The sequence below is a fragment of the Pseudoxanthomonas koreensis genome (assembly GCF_041890415.1).
GTDB lineage: Bacteria > Pseudomonadota > Gammaproteobacteria > Xanthomonadales > Xanthomonadaceae > Pseudoxanthomonas > Pseudoxanthomonas koreensis_A.
Genome location: NZ_CP169056.1, coordinates 1,011,475 through 1,029,028 on the forward strand (window position 1 = coordinate 1,011,475; position 17,554 = coordinate 1,029,028).

The 17,554-nt window shown below is 70.2% G+C and carries 19 protein-coding genes; 10 read left to right on the top strand and 9 right to left on the bottom strand.

Annotated elements, in window-relative coordinates:
- Nucleotides 1-11: 11 nt before the first annotated feature.
- Nucleotides 12-701 (bottom strand): response regulator, encoded by a 690-nt coding sequence (locus ACEJ41_RS04670; RefSeq protein ID WP_374013628.1) that lies wholly within the window; start codon nucleotides 699-701, stop codon nucleotides 12-14.
- Between the two features lie 136 nt (nucleotides 702-837).
- Here ACEJ41_RS04670 and rlmD point away from each other — a divergent pair, with 136 nt between their 5' ends.
- The gene (rlmD, locus tag ACEJ41_RS04675; RefSeq protein ID WP_374013629.1) at nucleotides 838-2,151 is read left to right on the top strand and encodes a 23S rRNA (uracil(1939)-C(5))-methyltransferase RlmD; all 1,314 of its coding nucleotides are present in this window, start codon (nucleotides 838-840) and stop codon (nucleotides 2,149-2,151) included.
- Between the two features lie 555 nt (nucleotides 2,152-2,706).
- Here rlmD and epmB read toward each other — a convergent pair.
- A complete protein-coding gene (gene epmB / locus ACEJ41_RS04680; RefSeq protein WP_374013630.1) occupies nucleotides 2,707-3,759 on the bottom strand; it encodes an EF-P beta-lysylation protein EpmB in 1,053 nt (350 codons plus the stop codon).
- A gap of 106 nt (nucleotides 3,760-3,865) precedes the next feature.
- Here epmB and efp point away from each other — a divergent pair, with 106 nt between their 5' ends.
- The 8 genes from efp (at nucleotide 3,866) to folE2 (ending at nucleotide 10,863) form a co-directional block, all read left to right on the top strand.
- Nucleotides 3,866-4,432 carry an elongation factor P gene (gene efp / locus ACEJ41_RS04685; RefSeq protein ID WP_374013631.1) on the top strand — a complete coding sequence of 189 codons (567 nt, stop codon included), beginning with the start codon at nucleotides 3,866-3,868 and terminating at the stop codon, nucleotides 4,430-4,432.
- Nucleotides 4,433-4,553: 121 nt separating this feature from the next.
- The gene (locus tag ACEJ41_RS04690; protein ID WP_374013632.1) at nucleotides 4,554-5,894 is read left to right on the top strand and encodes a TRZ/ATZ family hydrolase; all 1,341 of its coding nucleotides are present in this window, start codon (nucleotides 4,554-4,556) and stop codon (nucleotides 5,892-5,894) included.
- A gap of 245 nt (nucleotides 5,895-6,139) precedes the next feature.
- Complete coding sequence (gene ubiG, locus ACEJ41_RS04695; RefSeq protein WP_374013633.1) at nucleotides 6,140-6,874, top strand: bifunctional 2-polyprenyl-6-hydroxyphenol methylase/3-demethylubiquinol 3-O-methyltransferase UbiG; 735 nt, start codon at nucleotides 6,140-6,142, stop codon at nucleotides 6,872-6,874.
- Between the two features lie 40 nt (nucleotides 6,875-6,914).
- Entirely contained in the window at nucleotides 6,915-7,595 is a 681-nt protein-coding gene (gph, locus tag ACEJ41_RS04700; protein WP_374013634.1) for a phosphoglycolate phosphatase, read from the top strand.
- An 80-nt stretch (nucleotides 7,596-7,675) separates the two neighbouring features.
- Nucleotides 7,676-8,266, top strand: a complete 591-nt coding sequence (locus ACEJ41_RS04705; RefSeq protein WP_374013635.1) for a hypothetical protein — start codon at nucleotides 7,676-7,678, stop codon at nucleotides 8,264-8,266.
- Nucleotides 8,263-8,958 (top strand): hypothetical protein, encoded by a 696-nt coding sequence (locus ACEJ41_RS04710; protein ID WP_374013636.1) that lies wholly within the window; start codon nucleotides 8,263-8,265, stop codon nucleotides 8,956-8,958. Before ACEJ41_RS04705 ends, ACEJ41_RS04710 begins: the two co-directional genes overlap by 4 nt.
- Before the next feature lie 41 nt (nucleotides 8,959-8,999).
- Nucleotides 9,000-9,725 (top strand): phytoene/squalene synthase family protein, encoded by a 726-nt coding sequence (locus ACEJ41_RS04715; protein WP_374013637.1) that lies wholly within the window; start codon nucleotides 9,000-9,002, stop codon nucleotides 9,723-9,725.
- Between the two features lie 199 nt (nucleotides 9,726-9,924).
- Nucleotides 9,925-10,863 carry a GTP cyclohydrolase FolE2 gene (gene folE2, locus ACEJ41_RS04720; protein ID WP_374013638.1) on the top strand — a complete coding sequence of 313 codons (939 nt, stop codon included), beginning with the start codon at nucleotides 9,925-9,927 and terminating at the stop codon, nucleotides 10,861-10,863.
- Nucleotides 10,864-10,904: 41 nt separating this feature from the next.
- Here the strand turns inward: folE2 and ACEJ41_RS04725 are convergent, their stop codons facing one another.
- From ACEJ41_RS04725 to ACEJ41_RS04735, 3 genes are read right to left on the bottom strand one after another with little or no spacing between them, the layout of a single operon-like run.
- Complete coding sequence (locus tag ACEJ41_RS04725) at nucleotides 10,905-11,069, bottom strand: LiaI-LiaF-like domain-containing protein (protein ID WP_374013639.1); 165 nt, start codon at nucleotides 11,067-11,069, stop codon at nucleotides 10,905-10,907.
- Nucleotides 11,070-11,101: 32 nt separating this feature from the next.
- Nucleotides 11,102-11,512 (bottom strand): HIT family protein, encoded by a 411-nt coding sequence (locus ACEJ41_RS04730; RefSeq protein ID WP_374013640.1) that lies wholly within the window; start codon nucleotides 11,510-11,512, stop codon nucleotides 11,102-11,104.
- The gene (locus ACEJ41_RS04735; protein WP_374013641.1) at nucleotides 11,509-12,207 is read right to left on the bottom strand and encodes a dienelactone hydrolase family protein; all 699 of its coding nucleotides are present in this window, start codon (nucleotides 12,205-12,207) and stop codon (nucleotides 11,509-11,511) included. Before ACEJ41_RS04735 ends, ACEJ41_RS04730 begins: the two co-directional genes overlap by 4 nt.
- 211 nt (nucleotides 12,208-12,418) lie before the next feature.
- Here ACEJ41_RS04735 and rimO point away from each other — a divergent pair, with 211 nt between their 5' ends.
- Nucleotides 12,419-13,780, top strand: a complete 1,362-nt coding sequence (gene rimO / locus ACEJ41_RS04740) for a 30S ribosomal protein S12 methylthiotransferase RimO (RefSeq protein WP_374013642.1) — start codon at nucleotides 12,419-12,421, stop codon at nucleotides 13,778-13,780.
- Between the two features lie 16 nt (nucleotides 13,781-13,796).
- Here the strand turns inward: rimO and ACEJ41_RS04745 are convergent, their stop codons facing one another.
- The 4 genes from ACEJ41_RS04745 to ACEJ41_RS04760 form a co-directional block, all read right to left on the bottom strand.
- Complete coding sequence (locus ACEJ41_RS04745; RefSeq protein ID WP_374013643.1) at nucleotides 13,797-14,192, bottom strand: VOC family protein; 396 nt, start codon at nucleotides 14,190-14,192, stop codon at nucleotides 13,797-13,799.
- A 6-nt stretch (nucleotides 14,193-14,198) separates the two neighbouring features.
- Nucleotides 14,199-15,209: a DegV family protein gene (locus ACEJ41_RS04750; protein WP_374013644.1), complete on the bottom strand. Its 1,011-nt coding sequence runs from the start codon at nucleotides 15,207-15,209 to the stop codon at nucleotides 14,199-14,201.
- 192 nt (nucleotides 15,210-15,401) lie between these two features.
- Complete coding sequence (greB, locus tag ACEJ41_RS04755) at nucleotides 15,402-15,905, bottom strand: transcription elongation factor GreB (protein ID WP_374013645.1); 504 nt, start codon at nucleotides 15,903-15,905, stop codon at nucleotides 15,402-15,404.
- Nucleotides 15,906-15,947: 42 nt separating this feature from the next.
- Complete coding sequence (locus ACEJ41_RS04760) at nucleotides 15,948-17,507, bottom strand: helicase HerA-like domain-containing protein (protein ID WP_374013646.1); 1,560 nt, start codon at nucleotides 17,505-17,507, stop codon at nucleotides 15,948-15,950.
- Nucleotides 17,508-17,554: the final 47 nt, after the last annotated feature.

The following is a 17,554-nucleotide window of genomic DNA, read 5'->3' on the forward strand; positions in this document are numbered from 1 at the left end:
GCGCCGCGGCCTCAACCGGTCAGGTCACGTGCGGCGTGGTCGAAGCGCTCCAGCGCCACGGACGACTCGGGCGCGCGGCGCAGCACGTCAACCGCATCGGCCAGGCGACGTGCGCCGACCAGCCCGCAACTGGCCTGCAGCCGGTGCAGGCGCGCGTGCAGGGTGGCGGTATCGCCCTTGAGCACGCTGTCCACCACTGCGGCGCGGGTATCCGGCAGTTCGGCCAGGAACAGCCGGCGCAGGACCTGCACGTTGGCCGCATCGTGGTTGAGGGCGCGTGCGGCGGCTGCGTTGTCCCAGTCCGGCGGCTGGGCCTGGCTGGCGAGGGCGGCGCGCACGGCCGCGGCCAGGTCGGCGGCCGGGATCGGCTTGACCAGCAGCCTGGAAAAACCGGCATCCAGTGCGGCGGCACGCTGGCGCGGGTCGCTGTCGGCGGTATGGGCCAGGGCCGGTGGCGGTTGCGGCCAGCGTAGCAGCAGCTGCGCCAGCAGTTCGGCACCGGTGGCGTCGGGCAGGCTCAGGTCGATCAGCCACAGGTCGTGGCGGATGCCGTCGGCCCGGGCCATGGCGCAGGCGGCGGTGGACACGGCGTCCACCCGCACCGGCAGGGCTTCGAGCACGGCATGCAGGTAGGCCTGGCTGATCGGGTCGTCCTCGACCAGCAGGACAATGGGCAGCGAGGCGGGATCGCACGGGTCCATCGGGGCTGACTCCTTGTCGGCTGGGGGCATCTTAGCGCTGCCGGCGGTGGATGGAAGTCGCGCCGGCCGCTGCGGCCGGCGGCGGCCGGCGATCTGAGACAATGGCCGGCCCCGTCCGCCTTGCAGCCCCAGCCACGTGGCCCGATTCGACCGCACGCCCTTCCAGATCCAGATCCTCGACCTGAGCCACGATGGCCGCGGCGTGGCCCGTCACGACGACGGCAAGGCGGTGTTCGTGTCCGGGGCGCTGCCGGGCGAGACCGTGCTGGCCGAGCCGACCGCGCGCAGCCGCCGCTTCGACGAGGCGCGCACGCTGGAGGTGCTGGATGCGTCGCCGGAGCGGGTGGTGCCGCGCTGCGGGCACTTCGGCACCTGCGCCGGTTGCGTGCTGCAGCACCTTGCCCAGGACCGCCAGATCGCGGCCAAGCAGCGGGTCCTGCTGGAGAACCTGGAGCGGATCGGCAAGGTAGCGCCGGGCGTGGTGCTGGCGCCGTTGACCGACCAGGCGTGGGGCTACCGGCGCAAGGGACGGTTCTCGGTGCGCCGGGTCAACAAGAAGGACCGGACCCTGGTCGGCTTCCGCGAGCAGGATCCGCGCTTCGTGGCCGATCTGGCGCAGTGCTACACGGTGGTGCCGGCGATCGGCATGAAGATCCAGGAATTGTCGGCGCTGGTGGATGGCTTGCAGGCGCGCGAGCACATCCCGCAGATCGAGTTCATCGCCGGCGACGATGCCATCGCGCTGACGGTGCGCCACCTGGTGCCGCTGGCCGAGGCCGACCGTGCCGCGCTGGCGGCATTCGGTCGCGAGCATGGTTTCGCCATCTTCCTCCAGCCCAAGGGCGTGGACAGCGTGCATCCGCTGGAGGAGCCGGCACCGGTGCTGTCGTTCCGGCTGCCGCAGTGGGATGTGGAGCTGGCGTTCGAGCCGCTGGATTTCATCCAGGTCAACGCGGGGCTCAACCAGAAGATGATCGCGCTGGCGCTGGAGTTGCTGGATACGCGTCCGGAGCACCGGGTGCTGGATCTGTTCTGCGGGCTGGGCAACTTCACCTTGCCGTTGGCGCGCCAGGTGCGCGAGGTGGTGGGTGTGGAGGGTGACGCGGGGCTGGTTGCGCGGGCGCGGGCCAATGGACAGCGCAACGGGTTGGGGAATGCGCGGTTCTTCGCTGCGGACCTGGCCACCGATCAGCGGGGTGCGCCGTGGATGCGGCAGGGTTTTGATCGGTTGTTGCTGGATCCGCCGCGGTCGGGTGCGGACGAGGTGCTCAGGCAGATGCCGTTGAAGGGGATCGATCGGATCGTCTATGTGAGTTGCCATCCGGGTTCGCTGGCGCGCGATGCGGGTTTCCTGGTGCACGAGCATGGGTATCGGCTGGTCAGCGCGGGGGCGATGGACATGTTCCCGCACACCGCGCACGTGGAAAGCATCGCGCTGTTCCAGCGCTGAGGACATGCCTGGTTGGCGGGCGCTGCAACCGCGCCTGCAACTGCAACTGCAACTGCGCCGGGTCGGGCTGGCTTTGGCTGGAGCCGCGGAGGACCGGCTGTGCCGGGGCCGCTTGGGCGCACATCCATGTGCGCACTCGCCGGCGCGGCCATCCATGGCCGCTGCCCCGCCACAACCGGCCCTCCACGTCTGCCGCGTGCGTCAGGTCCGTGATTTCTGCCGGGGCTGGTCGGGCCCATGGTTTCTGCCGGGGCTCTCGTGATCTGCCGGCTTGCTGGCGCCCTTGGCCATTGCAACTGCGCCGGGTCGGGCTGGCTTTGGCTGGAGTCGCGGAGGACCGGCTGTGCCGGGGCCGCTCGGGCGCACATCCATGGCCGCTGCCCCGACACAACCGGCCCTCCACGTCTGCCGCGTGCGTCAGGCCCGTGGTTTCTGCCGGGGCTGCACTTGTAGGAGCCGGTCTTGCCGGCGACCGCGGCGGGGGAGACGGTTGCGGGATCGGTCCTGATTGCGCTGGCGCTGGTGTTTTCTGCTTTGGGCGTCGGCGCGCGGGCGCTACAGCGGGCGCTTCCCGGTGTCGCCAGGGACTTCGCGTACCAGTCGTGGCACCAGATAGCCGGACAGGCGCGCGGCCAGGGCGGCGTGCAGGCTGCGGGCCTGCGTATCGGGGACTTCGAAATGGGCTACGCCCTGCACCCGGTCGAGCTGGTGCAGGTAGTAGGGCAGCACGCCGGCGGCGAAGCTGCGTTCGCTCAGTGCGGCCAGTGCGTCGACGCTGTCGTTGACGCCGCGCAGCAGCACCGCTTGGTTGAGCAGGCGTGCGCCGTTACCGCGCAGGCGTGCCAGTGCTGTGTCCACGCTGGCATCGAACTCGTTGGCGTGGTTGGCATGGATGACGAAGGCGACCGGCCAGGGCAGGGCAGACAGCCAGTGCAGCAGGTCGGCGTCCACGCGTTCGGGCAGGACCACCGGCAGGCGGCTGTGGATGCGCAGGCGCCGCAGGTGCGGGATGGCGGCCAGTTGCGTGGTCAGCTCGGCCAGCTTGGGCGTGGCCAGCGACAGCGGATCGCCGCCGGAGAGGATGATTTCCTCCAGTGAGGGGTCGGCGGCGATCGCAGCCACCGCGTCGCGCCAGCCGTCGCGGGCGGCGGTCTCTTCGGCGTAGGGGAAATGGCGGCGGAAGCAGTAGCGGCAGTTCACCGCGCAGCTCCCGGTGGCCACCAGCAGGGCGCGGCCGCGGTATTTCTGCAGCATGCCGTTGGCGGTCTTCGCCGCGCCGTCGCCTACCGCGTCCAGGCCGAAGCCGGGCACGATGCGGTCCTCGTCGTCCAGCGGCAGGACCTGGCGCAGCAGCGGGTCGTGCGGGTCGCCGTGGCGCATGCGGGCGATGAAGCCGCGCGGTACCCGCAGCGGGAACTGTGCGGCGGCCGCGTCCGACACGCGGGCGCTGATCTGCTCCAGGCCCAGCAGTGCCAGCAGCTGGCGCGGGTCACGCACCGCCTGGCGCCAGGCGTGCTGCCAGCGGGCGGCGGCGGGCACCGGCGCGGGCAGGGATGCGTCCGCCGGCATGGCGTCCGGCTGCATGGGCAGGGGGGCTGCAGGTATCATGTGGGGCCTGGGAGACAACGCCCGCCGGCTCCGGCGGGCGTTCCATTCTAGCCAAACCGCCACGGCCGCCGTTGCGCGTGCCGCCGTCATACCCCAAGGAGTTCCCATGGCCTCTTACGGCATGAACGACGTCAAGAACGGGATGAAGATCCTGGTCAACAATGAACCCGCGATCATCACCGACACCGAGTACGTCAAGCCGGGCAAGGGCCAGGCCTTCACCCGGGTGAAGTACCGCCAGATCCGCACCGGCCGGGTGCAGGAAGTCACCATGAAGTCCACCGACTCGGTGGATGCGGCCGACGTGGTCGATACCGACATGCAGTACCTGTATTCCGACGGCGAGTACTGGCACTTCATGCAGCAGGAAACCTTCGAGCAGGTGCAGGCCGACAAGGCCGGCATGGGCGGCGCCGAGAAGTGGCTCAAGGGCGAGGAGGGGTGCGTGGTCACGCTGTTCAACGGCGTGCCGATCCAGGTGACGCCGCCGAACTTCGTCGAGCTGAAGATCGTGGAGACCGATCCGGGCGTGCGCGGCGACACCTCCGGCGGCGGCGGCAAGCCGGCCACCCTGGAAACCGGCGCGGTGGTGCGCGTGCCGCTGTTCGTGGGCCAGGACGAGGTGATCAAGGTCGATACCCGCTCGGGCGAATACGTCAGCCGGGTCAAGTGACGCTCCGGCGCGCTTGCGCGCAGCGCAGGCGCCTTCGCCGACGCGTCATCCCCGCGCATGCTCCACGGCGGCCAAAGGGCTGATTACGCCGGGATCCAGTGACTTGGCTGTCGAGAACCACATGACCGATACCTCCCCCCAGCCCTGCGACCTGTTGATCGAAGCCGGCTGGGTGGTCCCGGTCGAACCGCACGGCGTGGTCCTTGCCGATCACGCCGTCGCTGTTTCCGACGGCCGCATCGTGGCCGTGCTGCCGACCGCCCAGGCGCGCGCACGCTTTGTCCCGGCGCAGACGGTGCAGCGCCCCGATGCGGCGCTGATCCCCGGCCTGGTCAATGCCCACACCCACAACCCGATGTCCCTGCTGCGCGGCATTGCAGACGACCTGCCGCTGATGACCTGGCTGCAGCAGCACATCTGGCCGGTGGAAGCGGCGGTGATCGGGCCGGACTTCGTCGCCGACGGGGTGGCCCTGGCGGTGGCCGAGATGCTGCGCGGCGGCACCACCTGCGCCAACGAGAACTACTTCTTCCCCGACGTGCAGGCCGCGGTCTACAAGAAGCATGGCTTCCGCGCCCTGGTCGGTGCGGTGGTGATCGACTTCCCCACGGCGTGGGCCAGCTCGGACGACGAGTACTTCGCCCGTGCGATCGAGTTGCACGACCAGTGGCGCGATGACCCGCTGATCGACACTGCGTTCGCCCCGCATGCGCCGTACACCGTGAGCGATGCCAACTTCGAGCGCATCCGCATGCTGGCCGACCAGATGGACCTGCCGGTGCACCTGCACCTGCACGAAACCGCGCAGGAGGTGGCCGATTCGTTGCGCGACCACGGCCAGCGGCCGCTGGCGCGGCTGGACCGGCTGGGCCTGGTCAACGACCGCCTGATCGCGGTGCACATGACCCAGCTCACCGATGCCGAGATCCACCTGTGCGCCGCGCGCGGGGTGTCGGTGGTGCACTGCGCCGAGTCCAACCTCAAGCTGGCCTCCGGCTTCTGCCCGGTCTGCGCACTGCAGCGCGCAGGCGTCAACCTGGCCATCGGCACCGATGGCTGCGCCAGCAACAACGACCTGGACATGTTCGGCGAGCTGCGCACTGCCGCGCTGCTGGCCAAGGCCGTGGCCGGCGACGCCACCGCGCTGGATGCGGCCACCACGATGCACGCCGCAACCCTGGGCGGCGCACGCGCGCTGGGGCTGGACCAGCGGATCGGTTCGATCGAACCGGGCAAGGAGGCCGACCTGGTGTGCGTGGACCTGTCGGCACTGGAAGCCCAGCCGCTGCACAACGTGCTCTCGCAACTGGTCTACGCCACCGGGCGCCAGCAGGTCAGCGACGTGTGGATCGCCGGGCGCCGCAAGCTCGACGCACGGGTACTGGTGGACATGGACATCGACGCGGTGGTCGCCAACGCCCGCCAATGGCGCCAGCGCATCGCCAGCCTCGCCCCCCTGTAGGAGCCCGCCTTGCGGGCGACCGCGACGGCCACGCCCTGCAGGCCACCCCATTGTAGGAGCCCGTCTTGCGGGCGACCGCGACCATCCGCACCGCCTGCCCTGACCGCACCGTCCTGTCGTCGCGGCCACGGCGCCTTGCCGTGCATCCGGCCAGACAAAACCCAACCCCATCGACGCCCCTGTCCCCATCAGGCCGGTGTCCTGGCCACTGCCCTACAATGGACGCTTGCCGGAGGCGATAGACGATGACGACCCAGGCCAACGTTGGCGCCAACTACCATCAGGCCGAGCTGGACAAGTTCGCGGCCCTGGCCAACCGCTGGTGGGACCCGGACGGTCCGCAGCGCGCCCTGCACGTGCTCAACCCGGTGCGCCTGGATTACCTGCACCAGCGCCTGGCGCCGGCCGCCGCGCACGGCCTGCAGGGAATCAAGGTGCTCGACGTCGGCTGCGGCGGCGGCCTGCTCAGCGAGGCCATGGCTGCCGCCGGCGCCCAGGTCACCGCCATCGACCTGGCCGACGAATTGATCCGGGTCGCGCGCCTGCACGGGCTCGAATCGGGGGTGAAGGTCGACTACCGGCTCACGCCGGTCGAGGCGCTGGCCGCCGAGCAGCCCGCTGGCTTCGACGCGGTGACCTGCATGGAAATGCTCGAACACGTGCCCGATCCGGGCGCGATCGTGTCCGCCTGCGCCGCGCTGCTGCGTCCGGGCGGGCGCCTGTTCCTGTCCACCCTCAACCGCACCCCGGCCGCATTTGCGCTGGCCATTGTCGGTGCCGAGTACGTAGCCGGGCTGCTGCCCAAGGGCACCCACCGCTATGCCGATTTCATCCGCCCCTCCGAACTGGCCGCCTGGCTGCGCGCGGCCGGGCTGCAACTGGAGGACGTCAGCGGCCTGTTCTACGACCCGCTGCGGCAGCGTGCGCGGCTGAGCCGGCGCACCGAGGTCAACTACCTGGCCTGCGCGGTGAAGCCGTGACCGCCTGCCGGTACCAGCCAGACAGAAGGGCAACGCGGTGATGACGGTCGGATTCCCGCGGGTGGCACTGTTCGACCTGGACGGCACCCTGCTCGACAGCGCGCCGGACATGGCCGCCACCGCCAACCGCATGCTCGCCGCCCGCGGCCGTCCGCCGGTGGATGCGGCGGTGCTGCGCCAGCACGTGTCCAAGGGCGCGCGGGCGATGGTGGCCGCCACCTTCCCCGAGCTCGATGGCCCCGCCCACGACGCGCTGGTGCCGGAGTTCCTGCAGGTCTATCGCGAGGAACTGGGCCGCCACAGCGTGCTGTTCGACGGCATCGACGCCATGCTCGACGCGCTGGAGGATGACGGCGCGCGCTGGGGCATCATCACCAACAAGGCCGAATACCTGGCCCGCGACGTGCTCGCCGGCCTGGGCTGGGAACAGCGTTGCGCGGTGCTGATCGGCGGCGATACGTATCCGCAGAAGAAGCCGCATCCGCTGCCGCTGTTCAAGGCGATGGAGCTGCTTGGTGCGCAGCCGGACGACTGCGTCTACGTGGGTGACGACGAGCGCGACGTGGTTGCCGCACGTGCCGCCGGCATGGCCTCGATCGCGGTGACCTGGGGCTACCGCCTGGATGGCGACGACCCCGAGACCTGGCAGGCCGATGCCATGGCCACGCGCCCGGCCGAGCTGCTGGACCCGGCCGTGTGGCCGCGCCTGCGCCGGGGCTGATCGGCCGCTGGCAGTTGCCGGCCGCTTCTTGCGGATGCGGAGTTGGCGACAGGCCGTCGCCGTTGTGCCAGGAGAATCCCATGCGCCTTTGCCTGCCGGCCCCGCTCGTGGCGGTCGCCCTGCTGCTGGTTGCCGCGTGGCTGGCGCCGGTGCTGCAGGCGTCGGCCACTCCGCCACCCACCGCTTACCGCCTGGAGCCCAAGCCGGTTCCGGACCTTCCGGCGGGGCGCGCATCCATGGTTCGGGGCAAGGCGTCGGCCACCGCGCAGCGCTTCTACGTCGAACACCTGCACATGATGGTGCCGGTCGTGGTGACCCTGCGTCCGCTGGACCGCAACGCCCGGCTGGACCTGGTGGTCGGCAAGTATCCGTGGGAGCCACCGCTGCGCCAGGGCACGGTGAAGGACGGGGAGCCGGTGAGTTTCACGTTCCGCACCCAGGGCGAGTTCCAGGTGGCGGTATCCAGTACGCATGAAGGCACCCCTTACAAGCTGCTGGTATGGGTGGGCGACGAGATCAAGCCCGCGCTCAAGCCGGTGGTGGTACCCGCATCGCAGTACCGCGAGGCCGGCGGGCGCTGGCCGATGGCAGTGATCGCCACCGCCGCGGGCGTGCTGCTGGTGCTGGCGGGCGTGGCGACCTGGCTGGTGCGCAGGAGGAAGCGGGCATGAACAGGATGATGATGCGGATCGGATTCGCGCTGGTGGCGGGCATCTGGCTGGTGGCGGTGCCGGCGTCGGCGCAGAGCCTGTTCTCCGGCACCCTGGAGAACTTCAGCAACGCCGACGTGGGCGGGGTGGCCGACGTGCTGGCCGGCGAAATGGACGGCCAGGCCGGCAAGTACGCCGGCTGGGGGGTTGCCATGATCACCTCGGCTGCCGACCTGGTGAGGGACGTCGGCCCACTCTCCGACGAGGATGGCGCCTACGACCCCATGGGCCTGGACGACGACTTCCAGGCACCATCGGAATGTGCGGAGGACGCAGCGTGCCTGCAGTGCTACGAGGAGGCGGTCGCACGCATCGACTTCAACCGCTACTACCTGCATCGCGCCTGGTCGATCACCGACCAGTACACGAAGTTCGCGGAAGGCGCGATGGCGTTCGGCGACTCCGCATCGGGCATCCACGGCATGGCCGGCATGAGCTGGCAGTTGCAGGGCAAGCCGCCGATCAAGCAGGCACTCGGCGGGCTGAGGAAGACCTACCGGGAAAAGTACAGCGCCTACGTCGAGGGCCTGGAGGGCTCGTTGAAGCAACTGGGCGAATGCGAGGCGCAACATGCCGGCGCGGACCGCTGGTTCGGCCGCTATGCGGGCATGTACGTGAGCATGGTCCGCGACCGCTACCGCATTGCCGACTGAACCGCCTGCGGGCCCTGCGCGGCGGCGCCTACAATGGGCGCATGAGCGGATCGCAGGCGCTGGACAGTTTCATGGACAAGTGGCGGGCACGCTGGCCGGAATGGGCCGTGGCCGAGGTATTCGTGCCGCCGCCGCAACGCTCGCTGGCGGTGGCGTGGTTCGCGCTGCTGCAGGAGATGGATGACATCCTCAACGTCCAGGGCGATCCGTTGCCGGCCGATGCCAAGCTCGGCTGGTGGGCGGTGGAACTGGGCGACTGGCAGGGGCACCGTTCGCGGCACCCGCTCGGGCGCCTGCTCGAGCCGGTGGACGCCCCGTGGCAACGGCTGGCCGAGGCGCTGCCCGGATTGCAGGACGCGCGCAAGCGCCCGCAGGATGGAGACGCAGCGCTGACGGCGCTGGCGGCCTATGCCGAGGCTGCGACCGCGGTTGAGGCGGCGCTGCTGGGCGGCCCGGCGGGTCCATCGCAGGCACTTGCCGCGCAGGTGCTGGCCACGCGCCTGGTCGAGGCCGGCCTGGATGCCGTACCGCAATCCCTGCAGCCACCGGCCGATTCAGGCGATGCGCACGAAGCTGCCCGGCGTGCCTGGGCCCGGCAACTGCTGCAGGCATGGCCGCCGCGGGCAGGGGGGCCGCGGGCGCGGCGGGTGTGGTCGGCGCTGGCCCGCCGGCGCCTGCAACTGCTGGCCCGCGGGCAGGCGCACCGCGCGGCGCAGCAGCCGCTGCGCACGCTCTGGCAGGCCTGGCGCGCCGCCGCCGGCAGCTGAGCGGGCGGCCTGCCCGGGCCATGCGCGTGCCGATGCGACACTTCGTTGCAGCCGGCAGGCCCGGTATCGCCCGCCGCAGCAGCTACAATCGCGTCCGCAACCGCGTCCACAATGGCCCTGATCCAGTGTCCGGGCCCGGACCCAGGCTGGCGCGCCACGCGCAGCCGCCCCCTCCCCACGACTTTCCCAGGCTGTTGTCATGTCTTCTGTTCCTGCCGCCGTAGCCGTCTCCCTGCCCGACGTGGCCCTGCAGCCCGCCGCCCTGGCGCGTGCGCTGGACTGGGTGGGCATGGAAGGCATCGCGCTGCCGCTGCGCGTGGCCGATGGCGCCGGCGGCTACCTGCAGGTCGCCGCCCAGGCCGACCTGGCGGTGGACCTGGACCAGGCCGATGAGCGCGGCATCCACATGTCCCGCCTGTACCTGCGGCTGCAGCAGGAGCTGGCCAGCAACGAGGCCAGCATCGAAGGCCTGCGCCGGATCCTGCAGGGCAGCATCGAATCCCAGGCCGGGTTGTCGACCCGTGCGCGCCTGCGCCTGCGCTACGAGGCGCTGCTGCTGCGCCGCGCGTTGCGCAGCGACAATGCCGGCTGGAAGCGTTACCCGGTGGAGATCGAGGCGCTGCTCGACGGCGCGGGGCTGTCCGTCACCCTGGGCTTCGACCTGGAATATTCCAGCACCTGCCCGTGCTCGGCCGCGCTTTCGCGCCAGGCCAACGCCGCACGCTTTGCCGAGGATTTTGCCGACGCCCGGCCGATTTCCACTGGCGTGGTGCGCGACTGGCTCGCATCCGAGCGCGGCATGGCCGCGGCCCCGCACGCGCAGCGCAGCCGCGCCCGGGTGCGCGTGCAATTGCGCCCTTCGCAGGATGGCGGGCTGCCGCTGGAGAGCCTGGTCGATGCGCTCGAACACGCCCTGGGCACGCCGGTGCAGACCGCGGTCAAGCGCGAGGACGAACAGGCGTTCGCCGAGCTCAACGCAGCCAACCTGATGTTCTGCGAAGACGCCGCGCGGCGGGTGGCGTCTGTGCTCTCTGCCGATCCGCGGATCGAGCACTACCACGCCACGGTGTCCCACTTCGAGAGCCTGCACCCGCACGATGCGGTGGCCAGCGTCAGCGGGCGCGGCCCCGCGGCCTGAGCCTTGGCAATTGCTGCGCGCCGCTCATCGCGGCACGGCGATCACTTGCGCCGCAGCAGCATGCCCACGCCCACCGCGACCAGCACCACCGGCCACCAGGTCGCCAGCAGGCTGCCCAGGCCGCTGTCGATCCAGCCCAGGTTGCGGGCCAGGAAAAACAGGCCCAGGACGATCAGGACAAGCGCGGCGAAGATGTTGGAGCCCATGGCGAGAAGACCGTGACGGTTGGCGACGCCCGCTATCCTAGCCGTGAACGCCAGCGCGCGGCAGCCGCTGCCAGCGCATCGGGCGCGTGCCGCACCGGCGCGCCATTGCCCCAGACCGGGCCAGGCCAGGCGGCATCGCCCGGATGACGGCCGACCAGGTGCACGTGGAGCTGGCGCACGATGTTGCCCAGCGCGCCGATGTTGAGCTTCTCCACCCCCGGCTCGATGCGCAGCAACTGCGCCAGCTGGTTGATCTCGGCCAGCAGCAGGCGCTGCTGGCTGCCATCCAGGTCGATCCATTCCGTTGCGCCTGGCACCCGCGGCACCAGCAGTAGCCAGGCAAAGCGGGTGTCATCCATCAGCCGCACCTGCGAGAGCGGGCCATCGGCCACGAACACGCTGTCGGCGGCCAGGCGTGGATCCAGCTCCAATGGCAGGCTCATCGCAGGTGGTCTGCAAAGAAGCCCAGGCTGCGCCGCAGGGCCAGGGCTGCGCTCTCCGGATGGAAGGCGCTGGGGTCGACGTCGCGGTTGAAGGCGTGGCCGGCAGGGTAGGTGCACACCTGCATCGACGGCAGCGCACGCCGGTGGGCCTGGACCGCGTCGGGCGGAATCGAAGGATCGTGCTCGCCAAAATGGAACATCACCGGCGCCTTCGGTGCCGATACCAGGTGCGGGTCATCCAGCAGTGGCAGGTTGCGCGCGCCGTAGTAGCTGACCGCCGGCAGGCCCAGCTCCAGTGCGGCCAGCAGGGCCACGGTGCCGCCCCAGCAGTAACCGACCACGCCCACCCTGGGCGGGGCGCCGATGCCGGCCAGGTACGCACGCAGCGCGGCGGCGGCGGTGTCGACGATGGCCAGCGCCGATTCCAGGCCCAGCTGGTCCACCAGTGCGCGCCCGCGGGCAAAGCCGGCCGCGTCGTAGTCCAGCTCCACCCCGGGCTGCAGCGGATCGAACAGGGCCGGCGCCAGCACCGCATAGCCCTCCATCGCATAGCGCTCGGCAACCGCGCGGATGTGGGCGTTGGCGCCGAAGATTTCCTGGATGACCACCAGGCCCGCCTCTGCAGGGGTCGACGGCAAGGCCTGCCAGGCAGACACCGCGCCATGCGGGGTTTCGAGGGTGATCCATTGGTCCATCAGGTGCCGCCTCCGGGTCCAGCAACCGCGCGATTATGGCGGCTGCGGCCTTCATGCCGCGTGATGCGCCGCGGTTGCAGGCCCGGTGCGCCGGGCGCGGCCGCCGCGCTGGCGAGCGGGGTGGCGCTGCCGGCGGGCGGGTGGCCGCTATAATCGCGCGCCATGCCGCGCACCACCCTGGCTGCCCGGCAACCCGCCTTCCCGAGTGTCCATGTCCGTGCACAATCCCAAGGTCGGCTTCGTCAGCCTCGGCTGCCCGAAGGCGCTGGTCGATTCCGAGCGCATCCTCACCCAGCTGCGGGTCGAGGGCTACGACATCGTGCCCAGTTACGACGCCGCCGACGTGGTGGTGGTCAACACCTGCGGGTTCATCGACTCGGCGGTGGCCGAATCGCTGGATGCCATCGGCGAGGCGATGAACGAGAACGGCAAGGTCATCGTCACCGGCTGCCTGGGCAAGAAGTCGGAGATGATCCGCCAGCACTACCCGGATGTGCTCTCGGTCTCCGGCCCGCAGGACTACGGCAGCGTGATGTCGGCGGTGCACGCGGCGCTGCCGCCCAAGCACGATCCGTTCCTGGACCTGCTGCCGGACTACGGCCTGAAGCTGACCCCGCACCACTACGCCTACCTGAAGATTTCCGAAGGCTGCAACCACCGCTGCAGCTTCTGCATCATCCCCTCGATGCGCGGCGACCTGGTGTCGCGCCCGGTCGACGAGGTGCTTCGCGAGGCCGAGCGCCTGGTCAAGGGCGGCGTGCGCGAACTGCTGGTGGTCTCCCAGGACACCTCAGCCTATGGCGTGGACCTGAAGTACGCGTCGCGCAGCTGGCGCGGCCGCGAGTATCAGACCCGGATGAAGGCGCTGTGCGAGGGCCTGTCCGAGCTGGACGCATGGAGCCGCCTGCACTACGTGTATCCGTATCCGCACGTGGACGACGTGATCCCGCTGATGGCCCAAGGCAAGGTGCTGCCGTACCTGGACATCCCGTTCCAGCACGCCAGCCCGCGCATCCTCAAGCTGATGAAGCGCCCCGGCGCGGTCGACAAGACCCTGGAGCGGGTGCAGCGCTGGCGCGCGATGTGCCCGGAGCTGACCCTGCGCTCGACCTTCATCGTCGGCTTCCCCGGCGAGACCGAGGCAGAGTTCGAGGAGCTGCTCGACTTCCTCGACGAGGCCCAGCTGGACCGCGTCGGCGCGTTCGCCTACTCGCCGGTGGACGGCGCGGCGGCCAATGCGCTGCCCGACCCGGTGCCGGAGGAGGTCAAGCAGGAGCGCCTGGCCCGTTTCATGGAGCGCCAGGGCGAGATTTCCGCTGCGCGGCTGGAGGCCAAGGTCGGCAGCGTGCAGCGCTGCCTGGTCGATGTGCTGGACGGCGAGCTGGCGATCGCCCGCTCGATGGCCGATGCGCCGGAGATCGACGGCGTGGTCCAGATCCAGGATGGCCGCGACGCCGGCCTGCAGGTCGGCGAGTTCGTCGACGTGCGGATCATGGGCAGCGACGAGCACGACCTGTACGGCGAAGTCGAGTACAACGACGTGGGCGAAGACCTTGGCTTGCGCGTGATCTGACGGCCCCTGCGGCGACTCAATCGCCGCAGTTGAGTTTCCAGGGCACGCCGAACCGATCCGTCACGATCGCATAGCAGCGCGACCAGAAGGTCGCCTGCGGGGCCAGGATGACCTGTCCCCCATCGCTCAGTGCCGCGAACGCCGAGCGCACCTGGTCTTCCGAATCCAGCCCGAGCAGGATGCAAAAGCCCTGCGGTGGCTGGTAGTTTTCGCTGCCCAGGTCCGCACCGGCCAGCTCGACACCGGCAATGCGGATGTTGGCGTGGACCACGCTGTGCGCTGGCAGGGACGGGTCCGGGGCAAACGGAGCGTCACTCACCCGAAGCAAGGTACCCACGCGTCCGCCGAGGTGCCGGGCGTAGTACGCGAATGCTTCTTCGCACTGCCCGTTGAAGTCGATATGAAACGACATTCCCACTCAGGGAGCCTCGCTGTGCGGCGGCCCGGAGAATGCCAGGGTCAGGCCGCCGGGGCCGATATTCATCATCCCGGTCATGCTCATCTGCAGCACGTGCAGGGCCACCTCGGCGTCCTCGCAGGCGGTGCGCAGCTGCGCCATCTCCGCGGTGCCGTACACGTCCGCCAGCGGGCCGGCGTAGGAGACGATCAGGTGCGGTGTGTACAGGCCGTCGGCCACCCGCTGCGCGGCGAACTTGAACAGCCGGCCCCAGGCTTCGGCGCGCCCGCGGTGCTTGCTCACCGGGTGGGTGTCGCCGTGGTAGCCGCGGATGATCGGCTTGATGTTGAGCGCGCCGCCGAGCATCACGCTGAGCAGGTTGATGCTGCGGTCGCCACGCACGCGCGAGCGGGTACGGGCGTAGCCGAGGTTGTCGGGCACGTAGTAGGTGTAGGTCGCGTCGATGATCCGGAACAGTTCGTCGCGGATGTCCTTGGGCTGCACATGGCGGCCGAGCAGGTCGCGCAGGGCCATGGCCGGGATGCCGGACCCGGCGAACATGTTCTTGGTGTCGATCACCCGGAACTGGAACGGGCGGTTGATGCCGGCCGTCTGCCGCATGTCGCGGATGTTGGCCATGGCCATCATGCTGCCCTGGCTGGCCGCATCGTGGATCGGGCTGCGGCTGGCGGTGATGGTCAGGCAGTAGACCGAGTCATAGTCCAGGACGAAGCGCTCGGTGAAGAAGTTGCGCATCTGCTCGGCGTCGAGCGGGATCGACTGGCCGTGCGCGCCCTCGCCGTTGGCGTTCTCCTGCATGTAGCGGGCGGTGGCTTCCGGGTCGTGCTGGTCGACATAGGTGGACTTGCCGATCCGGATCGGGATCGGGATCACCGCCACGTCCGGGTCGGCCAGGAAGGCCGGTGACACGTCGCACGACGCATCGATGACGATGCCGGCGCGGGCCAGCTTGCGCACGGTGGCGCCGTTGCCGGATGCGTGCAGCGTGGTGCCCGGTGCGGATGCCGACATGCCTTCACCCCCCCCCCTGAATACATGGCCCATGGACAAGAGCATGGGTCTGCGTCCGGGTCAACTCCGCGCGCATGCGTTCGCCCGCAGGGGCTGCTACAGGCTTGATTCCACGACGATGGGCGGGTTATTCCGTGCGCATGCGTACGTGGGAATTGCGCGGCCGGCCACGCCGGCGGGAGTGCGCCGCGGTCATGCGTCGTAGCCGATATCGACCACCACGAGGCGTGCCGCACCACCGGGCAGTTGCACCGCGACCTCCTCGTCGATGCGCTTTTTCAGCAGCGCGCGCGCCAGCGGCGAATCGATGCTGATCCAGCCGGCGGCCGCGTCGGTCTCGTCCGGGCCGACGATGCGGTAGCGGGCGATGTCGCCGCTGTCGATGTTTTCCAGTTCGATGGTGGCACCGAAGAACACGGCACCGGGATCGGATGGCGCCTGCTCAACCACCCGCAGCGCCGGCAGGCGCTTGCTCAGGTAGCGCACGCGCCTGTCGATCTCGCCCAACTGCTTCTTGCGGTAGCTGTACTCCGCATTCTCGGAGCGGTCGCCCTCGGCCGCGGCCGCGGCCAGCGCCGCGACCACTTCGGGCCGGCGCACCCGCCACAGTTCGTCCAGCTCGGCCTTCAGCCGTGCGTGGCCCTGGCGGGTGATCAGCGCGGTGCTTTTTTCCGGGGGAGGGCGCCAGCGGGACATGTCGTATCGGGCCTTGCAGGCACCCGGTGTGCAGGCGCCGGCTCAGCGCCGGCCGAAGATCTGGCCGAGGACGCCGCGCACCACCTGGTTGCCGATCTGGCCGCCGTACTTGCCGCCGGTCTTGCCGCCCACCGACTTGCCGATCGAGTTGCCGACGCTGCGGCCGATCGAGCCGCCGACGTTGCGCGCAGTCTGCTTGGCCACTGCTTCGACCGCACCCTGGCGGCGCTTGGTTCCGAACAGGAACTCGTGGACCTTCTGCCCGAAACCGCCTTCGCCATCCTGTCGCGCGGCGGGCGCATCGGCCTGCGTGCTGGCGGCCTGCACCCGCGCGGCCAGCAGTTCGGCCGCCGACTCGCGGTTGACCGGAGTGTCGTAGCGCATGCCCACCGGGCTGGCCGCGCGCACCTGCATCCGTTCCGGTTCGCTGATCGCACCCATGCGGCAGCGCGGCGGGGCGATCATGGTCTGCTGCACGGGCGCGGGCACGCCCTTGTCCTGCAGGGTGCTGACCAGCGCCTCGCCGGTGCCCAGCCGGGAAATGGCCGCGGCCACGTCCAGCTTCGGGTTGGGCACGAAGGTCTGGGCCGCGGTGCGCACCGCCTTCTGGTCGCGCGGGGTGTAGGCACGCAGTGCGTGCTGCACCCGGTTGCCGAGCTGGCCGAGGATGTCGTCGGGCACGTCGTCGGGAAACTGCGAGCAGAAGTACACGCCCACGCCCTTGGAACGGATCAGCCGTACCACCTGCTCGATGCGCTGCTTCAGCGCGGCAGGGGCGTCGTCGAACAGCAGGTGGGCCTCGTCGAACACGAACACCAGCCGCGGCTTGTCCAGGTCGCCGACCTCGGGCAGGGTCTCGAACAGCTCGGCCAGCAGCCACAGCAGGAAGGTCGCGTACAGGCGCGGCTTGAGGATGAGCTGGTCGGCGGCAAGGATGCCGATCACCCCGCGGCCGTCGTGGTTGACCCGCATGAGGTCGGCCAGTTCCAGCGCCGGCTCGCCGAAGAATGCCTCGCCGCCGTCGCGCGACAGGCGCAGCAGCGCGCGCTGGATCGCCGCCACCGACGGCGCGCTGACCAGGCCGTACTCGGCCGATACCGCCTTGCGCTCCTCGGCCACCACGCCGAGCAGGGCACGCAGGTCGTCCAGGTCCAGCAGCAGCAGGCCGCGGTCGTCGGCCAGCTTGAACACGATGTCGAGCACGCCGGACTGGGTGTCGTTCAATTCCAGGATGCGCGCCAGCAGAGTTGGCCCCATCTCGCTGACGGTGGTGCGCACCGGGTGGCCCAGCTTGCCGTACAGGTCCCAGAACACCACCGGGCTGGCAGCGGGCGCGTAGTCGGCCACGCCGATCTCGGCCGCGCGCCGGGCAAGCTTGTCGCCGCCTTCGCCGGCCACCGCAAGCCCGGCCACGTCACCCTTCACGTCGGCCATGAACACCGGCACGCCGATCCGCGAGAAGCCCTCGGCCAGGGTCATCAGGGTCACGGTCTTGCCGGTGCCGGTGGCGCCGGCCACCAGGCCGTGTCGGTTGCCGTACTTCGGCAGCAGGGTCACTGCGACATCGTCGGTCAGGCCCTTGCCCAGCAGGATCGGATCCATTGGCACCTCGTGAACGTGGCGGCGATGGCGGCCGCCATCGTGGTTGC

Coding starts and splice junctions, on each gene's coding strand:
- ACEJ41_RS04670 (WP_374013628.1), bottom strand. CDS start 701: ATGGACCCGTGCGATCCCGCCTCGCTGCCCATTGTCCTGCTGGTCGAG.
- epmB (WP_374013630.1), bottom strand. CDS start 3,759: ATGATACCTGCAGCCCCCCTGCCCATGCAGCCGGACGCCATGCCGGCG.
- efp (WP_374013631.1), top strand. CDS start 3,866: ATGGCCTCTTACGGCATGAACGACGTCAAGAACGGGATGAAGATCCTG.
- ACEJ41_RS04690 (WP_374013632.1), top strand. CDS start 4,554: ATGACCGATACCTCCCCCCAGCCCTGCGACCTGTTGATCGAAGCCGGC.
- ubiG (WP_374013633.1), top strand. CDS start 6,140: ATGACGACCCAGGCCAACGTTGGCGCCAACTACCATCAGGCCGAGCTG.
- gph (WP_374013634.1), top strand. CDS start 6,915: ATGACGGTCGGATTCCCGCGGGTGGCACTGTTCGACCTGGACGGCACC.
- ACEJ41_RS04705 (WP_374013635.1), top strand. CDS start 7,676: ATGCGCCTTTGCCTGCCGGCCCCGCTCGTGGCGGTCGCCCTGCTGCTG.
- ACEJ41_RS04710 (WP_374013636.1), top strand. CDS start 8,263: ATGAACAGGATGATGATGCGGATCGGATTCGCGCTGGTGGCGGGCATC.
- ACEJ41_RS04715 (WP_374013637.1), top strand. CDS start 9,000: ATGAGCGGATCGCAGGCGCTGGACAGTTTCATGGACAAGTGGCGGGCA.
- folE2 (WP_374013638.1), top strand. CDS start 9,925: ATGTCTTCTGTTCCTGCCGCCGTAGCCGTCTCCCTGCCCGACGTGGCC.
- ACEJ41_RS04725 (WP_374013639.1), bottom strand. CDS start 11,069: ATGGGCTCCAACATCTTCGCCGCGCTTGTCCTGATCGTCCTGGGCCTG.
- ACEJ41_RS04730 (WP_374013640.1), bottom strand. CDS start 11,512: ATGAGCCTGCCATTGGAGCTGGATCCACGCCTGGCCGCCGACAGCGTG.
- ACEJ41_RS04735 (WP_374013641.1), bottom strand. CDS start 12,207: ATGGACCAATGGATCACCCTCGAAACCCCGCATGGCGCGGTGTCTGCC.
- rimO (WP_374013642.1), top strand. CDS start 12,419: ATGTCCGTGCACAATCCCAAGGTCGGCTTCGTCAGCCTCGGCTGCCCG.
- ACEJ41_RS04745 (WP_374013643.1), bottom strand. CDS start 14,192: ATGTCGTTTCATATCGACTTCAACGGGCAGTGCGAAGAAGCATTCGCG.
- ACEJ41_RS04750 (WP_374013644.1), bottom strand. CDS start 15,209: ATGTCGGCATCCGCACCGGGCACCACGCTGCACGCATCCGGCAACGGC.
- greB (WP_374013645.1), bottom strand. CDS start 15,905: ATGTCCCGCTGGCGCCCTCCCCCGGAAAAAAGCACCGCGCTGATCACC.
- ACEJ41_RS04760 (WP_374013646.1), bottom strand. CDS start 17,507: ATGGATCCGATCCTGCTGGGCAAGGGCCTGACCGACGATGTCGCAGTG.